Below are 9,303 nucleotides of genomic sequence, written 5' to 3' on the forward strand. Positions count from 1 at the left end.
GTCAGCGGCATTATCTGTCCGCCTGTAAAGAAGTCGTACTGGTACTCAACTATCATCAGCCCTACTTTGTAGAGCGTTGCTTTTCGCATATCGAGCGCATCTACAAGTGATTTTGCCTCTTTTATCTTCTCTTTGACAAAGTCGTGCTCTACACCATAATCTGCATCTATGGTGATGTTTGGGTAGTAGGCATCATTGAGCTTTACTTCTATCTGGTTTTCATCATTGAAGTAGATCATCAAGTCAGGTACAATCTGCGCAGACTCCTCTTGGTACTCGATGTTTGGCGGATTTTTAAAAGTAGAGAGTGTGTGCATCACCTCTGAAAAGTGCTCATGCGAGGAGTAACTGTGGATGTTTTGCATATCGTTAATGATTGCAACCGCCAAAGGGTATGCTGCGTCACTTATCTCAGAGTTATCAAGCTGAAACAAAAAGGACTCTGCCAAATCTTTTGCCCCGATGCCAAGCGGTTCAATGTGTGCAAAACGCAGACGAGTCTTCTCAAAAAAATCAACTTCTATTTCATTTTTTTGACAAAACTCCTCTGTATTGCCCTCATAATAGCCAAGCTCATCAAGGTTTGCCACCACATACTGTGCTATCTTTTGTGAAATAGGTGTCGGAAAGAGCGGCGCTTCTAGCTGTTCATCTAAAACATCGTAGAGTGACTTATGTGCGATGGTCAGGGCTTCTATCTGCTCTGTTCGTGAGTTACTTACAGTGCGTGAGATTATCTTGCGAGGTATTTTCTTCTCAAAATCCTCTTCATAGCCAGACTTTACCTCAATGAGCGGATTTGCTTCAACAAAAGGGCTCATCGCCTCCCCCAAATCTGAGAGACTTGAGTGTAAAATAGGAAGCCAATTTCTCAGCGTGCTTGAGAGCTTGTGTTTGTTCTCGACACTCTGTGTCTGTCTTAGTGCTGCCATCCTATTAATATACCATTAGAGTTTGAAGTTTTCGCCAAGATAGTGCTTGCGGACATCTTCGTTTTGTCCTATCTCATCACTTGTTCCACTTGCAAGAAGCTCACCTGATTTTATAACATAGGCTCTGTCACAAACATCTAGCGTCTCACGGACATTATGGTCGGTAATAAGCACACCTATGTTGTAAGAGACAAGCTGATGGATGACCTTTTGAATGTCCATCACGGCGATAGGGTCAACCCCTGCAAAAGGTTCATCAAGCAGTAAAAACTTCGGCTTATTTACCAAAGCACGTGCAATCTCCACACGACGACGCTCCCCACCACTGAGACTCACACCTTTACGGTAACGAATAGGCTCAATGTTGAACATATCAAGCAGTTCAAGTATTCGCTCGTCTTGCTCCTTTTTGCTCATATTGCCCACCTGTGCGGCTATCATCAGGTTATCTTCCACACTCAAATCTTTAAATATCGACGCCTCTTGCGGCAAGTAGCCTATACCTTTAAGCGCGCGTTGATGCAGCGGCATCCCTATGAGATCTTCACCATCAAAAAAGACCTTGCCGCTTGTTGCTTCTACAAGCCCACATATCATATAAAAAGTGGTCGTTTTTCCTGCTCCGTTTGGTCCAAGCAATCCTACGACCTCGCCGCTCACCACTTTAAGGCTCACACTCTTTACTATCTCTAAATCTTTTATTTTCTTTTGCAGTTCAACCGCTTCTAGTGTATGCATAGCGTGTACTCTCTTGTATCATTTGAAGTTTTTTCTATATCTATCGTCATTACATCAATGCCGACAGAAGTTAAAAGGTCGAGGAGTTTTTCATCGCCCCACTCTATAAAGTGCAGCCCCTCTTTGTCAAGCTCTTCAAGCATCCCCAAAGAGATGAAATGCTCTACCCCGTGGTTGTAGATGTCATAGTGAAAAATCTTCTCACCATAACACTGCTGCAAAGAGAATGTCGGGGAAGTCACATCATCGTCACACCCCATTTTCTTAGCTATGACCTTCACAAGTGTCGTCTTCCCCGCCGCCAAATCACCGCGTAAAATCACAACACCGTTTTGAAATGAGGCTAAAATATCTTCTGCCAAGCCCTCAAGCTCATCAACTTTTAGACAATATTTCTCTTTCATAATGTGTTAGAGATCTCTACTATCTGTTTGAGCTTTTTCTTCGGTCTTGCGTTTGCAATGGCCTCTCTTGCCATCTCCAAACCATCTTGAATGTCACGCGCCAAACCATCGACCATCAATGATGCCGCAGTGTTCATAAGCACAATGTCACGCTGCGCATCTGTTGCATTTGCGTCAAATATAGCGCGCATAATGTTTGCGTTTACTTTTGCATCACCACCGACTATAGCTTCAAGCGGCGCTCTTTTTATGCCGTAGTTCTGCGGGTCTATCTCAAACTCGGTGACCTTGCCATCTTTTAAGAGCGCAGCATGAGTTATATCGCTAATGCCTATCTCATCCATTCCCTCATTTGAGCTTACAACGAGTGCAGAAGTTGCACCGTTTATTTTGAGTGCTTCTGCCATTTTAGGCACGAACGATTTGTCAAATACCCCAAGCATATACTTTTTAATGTTCGCAGGATTCGTCAGAGGCCCTAAAACATTAAACACAGTTTTATGCTCAATGGACTTACGCACAGGCATAATGAACTTCATGGCAGGATGATGGTTTTGTGCAAACATAAAACACCATCCTGCCTCTTCTAAAAGTCGTGCATTTTGCTCGACACTTAAGCCCAGCTTCACACCTAAAGCCTCAAGCACATCGGCACTTCCACTCTTTGAAGTGATAGAGCGATTTCCATGTTTTGCAACAGTTGCTCCACAAGAAGCTGCTAAGATGGAAGTCGTTGTGGAGATATTAAAAGAGCCTATTTTATCGCCACCCGTGCCTACTATGTCTATAGCCTGCTCACGTGTCTGCTCAGAGATTGGAAGAGGAGTTGCAAATGAGCGCATTACATCTGCAGCGGCTGCAATGACTTCAACAGGAGTGTTTGCATCAAGTGTCAGACCTGATAAAAACTCACGCATAGCCTCATCACTCATCTCATGGTTAAATAGAGAGGTAAATTTCAGTTTTGCTTCATCATAGTTCATATTAAAGTTCCTTAATGTACTGGTCTTGAAGAGATTTTGGAGTAGATTTTGTCGTTGGAAGCTGCAACACTTTGTACTTCTTCGCTGCGTTTAGGTAGTTGATGGTAATTACATCTCCCACCGCTACATTCTTACTCGCCTTTACGACAACATCATTTATGAGTACAACGCCGTTACTTATCATATCTTGTGCAACGGAGCGTCTTTTTGTAATATTTACAGAGTTTAAAAATTTATCTATTCGCATATTCTACTTTCTCAAACTTTTTATTAATTTTTTATTATTGTAGGCAAATATAACTGAAAAGAATGTAAGAGAAACTCAATATTGGAACATTTTTTGCGTAAGATGTGTATGGACAGACTTTATAAAAAATCTATGATAGAAATTATGCAGGTGTTACAGACAAAAGTAGCAGAGTTACAAGCAAAAGAGATAGTTGCATTTAAGGCTCTTAACCCAGATATTACAATATCAATATACAGCGGTAATGAGTTGCGTTTAGAGAACGAAAGCGTCATCTATAGAAGTTATAAAAACTGGCTTGACCTCTCACAACAACTCCACTGTAAAATGCTCACGCCACAAATCATAGATGAAAACTTCGTCTTGATTCGTTATGAAAAGTTAAACGCAGATAGCAGTTTTCACAAAGTCATTACTCAAAAAGAGGAAAAATACGGCGAAAGCTCCATATTTTCTCAAATTCATAAGAATGAAGAGGCTGCGTTTATATACTACTACCTCCAAGCGCTCAAAAATGTGAACATCGAAAAACGCTTGCGTATTTTAAACCTTGGTGTAAACAGTGGTGATGAGTTTGAAGCTATAGAGAGTATTTGTGAGAACTTCGATGCACTTGAACTTGTCGGCATTGACTACTGTAAAAGTGCTATAAACGCAGCCAAACAGAAGTTTAAACGCAGTGAGAATGTAAAATTTTATCAACACGACATAAATGAGCTTAACAGCTTAGAGTTAGGAAAATTTGACCTCATCATCTCAATAGGAACACTGCAAAGCTCAAACTTGGAGTTTAACAAGCTTCTTATGTCCATAGTTCAAAACCAACTCAAAAAAGATGGAGCGATGATTCTTGGCTTTCCAAACTGTCGCTGGATAGATGGAGAGATGGTCTATGGAGCGCGAGTAAAGAACTACCCATTTTCAGAGATGGGACTGCTTTATAAAGATGTTATCTTCTCTAAAAAGTATTTGCAACAGAAGAAGTTTCGTGTCACCATTACAGGCAAAGATTACATTTTCTTAACGGCTACCTCTATTCGTAAAGATTAAGAGGCAAAGCCAGATTTAAAACAATCTTTTTTCACCACTATCTGCTTCTGCTTCTCTTTGCGTTTGGTATCTTTTTCTACAAAAATCTTCTTGCGAGTTTTTGGGTCCATCTCTGTGTAGTACATAACTGCCGAGTAGGTTCCCGGTGTAGGAATGAAGACCTGTGCCTGCTCTGGATTCATCTTTAACTCATCAGTAGTAAAACGCTTCAACTCTTTCATATCACTCTCTTTACACCCTGGATGCGCAGCGATGAGATAATAGGTAAGAAATTGATTTTTCCCACTCTCTTTGTTAAGTCTGTCATACATATGTTTAAACTTTACAAGCTCCCCTTTTCCTGGTTTGCCCATCAACTCTAAAACATGTTGCTGTGTATGCTCTGGAGCAACTTTCATCTGCCCTGAGATATGATGATCTACCATCTCTTTGAGGTAACTATAGCCATGATTTTTATCGGAGTTGATCAAGTCATAACGAATACCACTTGCCACAAAAGCGTGACGCACACCCTCAACTTCTCGCACACGACGCAGAAGTTTGATATTGCGACTATGATCAACATGCATGGTTTTACAAAGTCTGTTAGCATCCACACACTTCATATGGTCACATGTCCCTTTTTTGAGCTTTTTTCCGCACTCATAACCATACATATTTGCAGTAGGACCACCAATATCAGAGATGACACCTTTATAGTCTTTGTATTTATTAAACTCTTTTGCTTCATCAACGATGTTATCTTCTGATCGCGTTCGTATGGTTCTACCTTGATGCACACCAATAGCACAGAAGTTACACTCGCCCCAACATCCATGATGTGTCATAATGGAGAATTTAATAGTCTCAAGACACTTCACTTTTCCCATCTTTTCATAGTATGGATGTTGCTCTCTTGTAAAAGGAAGCTTAGAGTTTGCATCCATCTCATCTTCATTGAGGTAATCACACGGTGGGTTTTGAATAAGATAACGACTATCTACTTTTTCACAAAGTCCATTAGCACTGATTGGGTCATTGTTATCATAAAAATCATCGAAGAGATCTATATACTTCTCTTTATCATCCAGACACTCCTGATGGCTTGGAAGCTGAATATACTCATGAACTGGCTCTTTAGAGATATAACAAACACCTCGAATATCTCTATAATCTCGCTTCTCATCTATGGCTCGTGTAAGCTCTTTAAGAGCAATCTCACCCATGCCATATATCATCACATCTGCTTTGGAGTCAAAGAGTATTGGTTTTTTTAGTCTATTTTGCCAATAGTCATAATGTGTCACACGACGCAGTGAAGCCTCTATGCCGCCAAGTACAAGTGGCACAGTATTTTTAAAGTAACGACGAATAAGATTACAGTAAACTAGCAAAGCCCTGTCTGGTCTTTTTGTATTGACTCCCCCAGGGGTATAGTCATCTGAGTTACGAAACTTTTTTGTAGCGGTATAGTTACTTACCATACTATCAACACTTCCACCACTTACACCCCAGTAAAGTCGTGGTTCACCCAAACGCATAATATCATCAGGAGATTCAAGGTCAGGTTGCCCTATCATCCCCACTTTGTAACCCATTCGCTCAAGCATGCGACCAACCATAGCCACACCGATAAAAGGCGAGTCAATGTAAGAGTCTCCACTTACCAAAATAACATCACAATAGTCCCACCCTCTCTCATACATCTCTTCACGAGTCGTAGGAAGAAAATCTTCTTCAGTAAACTTTACTGTATCTCGTCTGTTTCTATTTTTATCTTTATGTCTTCTGCTCATGATCTATCCCTTTTTTAACATCTCTTGAAATTTACTTATATTCTCTTTTTTAGCAACAATAACCAAAATATCTCCAGCATCAAGTTTATGGTTTATTCTATGGTCAGTAAAGACAAGCTCATACCCTAACTCTTTGTCAATAATAGCAATAAGTATAATCCCCATCTGGCGAAACTTAATTTCACTTACATATTTTCCCTCTAAAAAAGTGTTCTCTTTCAGTTCAATTTCAAGCATTTGTAAATCATTTTGCTTATAGACTATCTCATCAAGTGCCATAGAGACAGCAGGTTTTGTGAGAACATTGACTATACGTCTTGAAGTCGCTTCATAGAGGTCTATAACACTTGTTGCACCTGCGTATTTGAGTTTTCTTGTTGTCTCATTGGAGTTTGAGTTTGCTATTACATTAGCTTGAGGATAGAGTGATTTTAGTGTTAAGACCAAAAAGAGATTATTTGCTGTTTTATTCATCGCGCAGTAAAATATGGACTCTGCTGCGTTTACATTTAGTGCTAAAATATCATCGTTGCGTTTGATATTTATACGCGTAATGTCCACACCACTGTCACTCTCTACCTCTACATAATCATCCAAACCTACAACAACTTTTACCTTATGTCCTCGTGAACGCAGATTTTTATAAAGTTGTCTTCCAAACGTGCCATAACCAAAAAGTAGAATATCTTTCTGTATTTGCATTACATCTTCCTTTTTAGATTTGCCACAGCAGTTGAATAACCTATACATACGAGATTATCTCCTGCATTGAGTACAAATTCATCACTTGGATTGAAGATGAACTCTCCAAGTTTTGACTCTTCACTGCGTTTAAAAACACCCAGCAGTATTAAACGCAGCCTTTCAAAATCAACTTCACCTATCATTTTGTTGTCTAAAAAGCTTCCCTCTGCTATTGCTATCTCATTTATATGTGTTTTTTCCTTCTCTTCTATGATAGAGAGAAGCACTTCAAACGCAACAGGCTCACCAGCATATACAGCACCCATCATTCCTGCCACCTCTTCTGGCATAATAACCTGATCAACATGGGCATATTCCATCTTCGTTGCTATCTCTTGATCGCTGCATCTTGCCGTAACATATACTTCGCTATTTAAACTCTTCACATTCACAGAAATAAAAGCATTTTGAATATCATCAGAGGTTAGACATAATACATGAGAGATACGATCATCAATGCCAAGCTTTTCAAATATTGTACCCTTTGTTGCATCAGCACATATTGCATGGTAGCCATCATTGTAAGCAACTGCTGCCATCTCTTCACTTCTATCAATGATGACAAACTCAACACCCTCTTTTTGTAAGCCCTTTACAACTAAACGACCAAGCAGACCATAACCACAAACAACAGTAAGTTTCTTTTTTTTTCCAACTTCTTGCACAACTCTATCTTCTCGTAAGACACTTAGTCTCTCATTAAATGAAGAGACAATGATTGAGGTCACAAAAGAGATAAGTCCGATACCTGTAAAGATAATGAGCATAGTAACAATTCTACCCTCAGGCGTAACAGGAGCAATATCGCCATATCCAACAGTTGAAATGGTAATAAGCGCCCAGTAAAAAGCATCAAAGAGGTTATGAATATTTGGATTTTCATTATCACCCTCAAAAACATAGAGCATAATACCTGCGATAAATATAAAAAATGTTGAGAGTGTTAAAAGTGTCATCAACTCAAATTTTTTATTTTTTAAAACATATAAAAAGCCTGTCAAACTTTTCGTATAACGCAACATTTTAAAGGCACGAAAGAGGACAAAAACACGAAGTACTCGAAGCCCTCTGTAACTTGGTAAAATAGCTATAAGGTCAATAATAGCTGAAAAGGAGACCATATACGCCCATTTATTTTTTGCTATATTTGTAAACAAAGAATAATAACTCACCTCTTTGTCAAAATAACTGCTCTCTTCATACTCATCAATAATAATTTTATGAATATCACTATATACCCACATTCTAAGTAGATATTCCACAACAAATATCGTCGTTACAAAATAGAGGTCGAAATCATCAAGCCAGTGAGGAATATGTCTCTTAACATCCATTACTAAAAGAGTAACACTGCTTAAAATGACAAAAATCATAAATATATCAAAATAACGTTTGTATTTATATTCATCATTTTCAATTAAATCATATACAAATTTTTTGATTTTATTGTAAACTTTGGAACTCTCTAAAAAATAGGCAAAAGAGAGTAGTTTATGTTTTGGTTTTTCCATGTTTCCCCCAAAAATCTAAAATGTTATTTGTATCTTCTTTATCCAACACATAATTTAACTCATATATATTATTAATTATATACTCAAAATCTTCATAAGTATCGTCATCTGCTACGATTAAAAGTTTATCATTAAGTTGAAGGTGCATCTGTGAATCTGGCATAAGATATACTTCATCACCTCGTTTTAACAATAAAAATACTATTTGCAACATTTCATTTTTATTTTCACGAGAACGCCTTAAATTAGCAAGTGTGATCTCACCACCCTTATTAAACTCTAAACTCAAAGCATAAGCATTCTCGTCATTAAGCTGTGTCTCAAAATATTTTGGATTCATTCCTGTTATATTATTTAAAATATTAACAATTACCTCTGCCCACTCCTCATTTTGTTTTCTTGCTTCATGAATAAATAGATCAACCAGAGGTCTAGATATAAAGTTATATGTTGCATCTGCAAGAATTTTTTCAACAACATAAATTTTATTGATTTTTGCAGCCTTAAAAATATTTAGATCATCAAGTGAGTTCTCTCTTGCCATTGTAAAAATATTTGGATTAAGCTGTTTTGCTGTATTTAAAATAGTTAGATTCAAAATATCATTTTTTGTAGCAGCAATAATAGATGCACTCTCTTTTACACCTAAATCAATCAATTTTTGCATATCTTCTGCATCACCAAATATAGTAGATTCTTTCTCTTTAATGTACTGTTTAGAATCAAAATCTTTTAAAATATATTCAACATTAGCCTTTTTCAGACCAGCAGCAATAGCCTGTCCCATTCGCCCACTACCATAAATAATATATTTTCCATCTGGAAATCTATCTCTTCCTTTAAGTTTTAAAATATGCCCATACATCCACATCTCTAAAAGCCATATATGTGGAGATGTAATACCAAAATAGATACGCTT

General features: G+C 38.1%; 10 protein-coding genes. 1 reads left to right on the forward strand and 9 read right to left on the reverse strand.

Annotated features, from left to right (window positions below; genetic code table 11):
* The 5 genes from MV589_RS00245 to MV589_RS00265 form a co-directional block, all read right to left on the reverse strand.
* Window positions 1–932, reverse strand: a 932-nt coding sequence (locus MV589_RS00245; protein WP_297430933.1) for an RNA polymerase factor sigma-54, incomplete at its 3' end; no start/stop codon positions are given.
* Between the two features lie 15 nt (window positions 933–947).
* Window positions 948–1,670 (reverse strand): LPS export ABC transporter ATP-binding protein, encoded by a 723-nt coding sequence (lptB, locus tag MV589_RS00250; protein WP_297430934.1) that lies wholly within the window; start codon window positions 1,668–1,670, stop codon window positions 948–950.
* The gene (gene tsaE / locus MV589_RS00255; RefSeq protein WP_297430935.1) at window positions 1,658–2,074 is read right to left on the reverse strand and encodes a tRNA (adenosine(37)-N6)-threonylcarbamoyltransferase complex ATPase subunit type 1 TsaE; all 417 of its coding nucleotides are present in this window, start codon (window positions 2,072–2,074) and stop codon (window positions 1,658–1,660) included. Before tsaE ends, lptB begins: the two co-directional genes overlap by 13 nt.
* Window positions 2,071–3,057 carry an anthranilate phosphoribosyltransferase gene (gene trpD, locus MV589_RS00260; protein ID WP_297430936.1) on the reverse strand — a complete coding sequence of 329 codons (987 nt, stop codon included), beginning with the start codon at window positions 3,055–3,057 and terminating at the stop codon, window positions 2,071–2,073. Before trpD ends, tsaE begins: the two co-directional genes overlap by 4 nt.
* Window position 3,058: 1 nt before the next feature.
* The gene (locus MV589_RS00265; RefSeq protein ID WP_297430937.1) at window positions 3,059–3,304 is read right to left on the reverse strand and encodes an RNA-binding S4 domain-containing protein; all 246 of its coding nucleotides are present in this window, start codon (window positions 3,302–3,304) and stop codon (window positions 3,059–3,061) included.
* Window positions 3,305–3,406: 102 nt separating this feature from the next.
* Between MV589_RS00265 and MV589_RS00270 the strand changes: the two genes are divergently transcribed.
* Window positions 3,407–4,354, forward strand: a complete 948-nt coding sequence (locus MV589_RS00270; protein ID WP_297430944.1) for a class I SAM-dependent methyltransferase — start codon at window positions 3,407–3,409, stop codon at window positions 4,352–4,354.
* Here the strand turns inward: MV589_RS00270 and MV589_RS00275 are convergent.
* The 4 genes from MV589_RS00275 to MV589_RS00290 all read right to left on the reverse strand — a co-directional run.
* A complete protein-coding gene (locus MV589_RS00275; RefSeq protein ID WP_521966155.1) occupies window positions 4,351–6,039 on the reverse strand; it encodes a YgiQ family radical SAM protein in 1,689 nt (562 codons plus the stop codon). The two genes, MV589_RS00270 and MV589_RS00275, sit on opposite strands and share 4 nt — an antisense overlap.
* A 93-nt stretch (window positions 6,040–6,132) precedes the next feature.
* A complete protein-coding gene (locus MV589_RS00280) occupies window positions 6,133–6,831 on the reverse strand; it encodes a potassium channel family protein (RefSeq protein ID WP_297430939.1) in 699 nt (232 codons plus the stop codon).
* Window positions 6,831–8,384: an ion transporter gene (locus MV589_RS00285; RefSeq protein ID WP_297430940.1), complete on the reverse strand. Its 1,554-nt coding sequence runs from the start codon at window positions 8,382–8,384 to the stop codon at window positions 6,831–6,833. Before MV589_RS00285 ends, MV589_RS00280 begins: the two co-directional genes overlap by 1 nt.
* A partial coding sequence (locus MV589_RS00290) for a potassium channel family protein (RefSeq protein ID WP_297430941.1) occupies window positions 8,365–9,303 on the reverse strand: 939 nt, incomplete at its 5' end. The genes MV589_RS00290 and MV589_RS00285, both read right to left, overlap by 20 nt.

Source organism: Sulfurimonas sp. (genome assembly GCF_026991475.1).
Classification (GTDB): Bacteria; Campylobacterota; Campylobacteria; order Campylobacterales; family Sulfurimonadaceae; genus Sulfurimonas.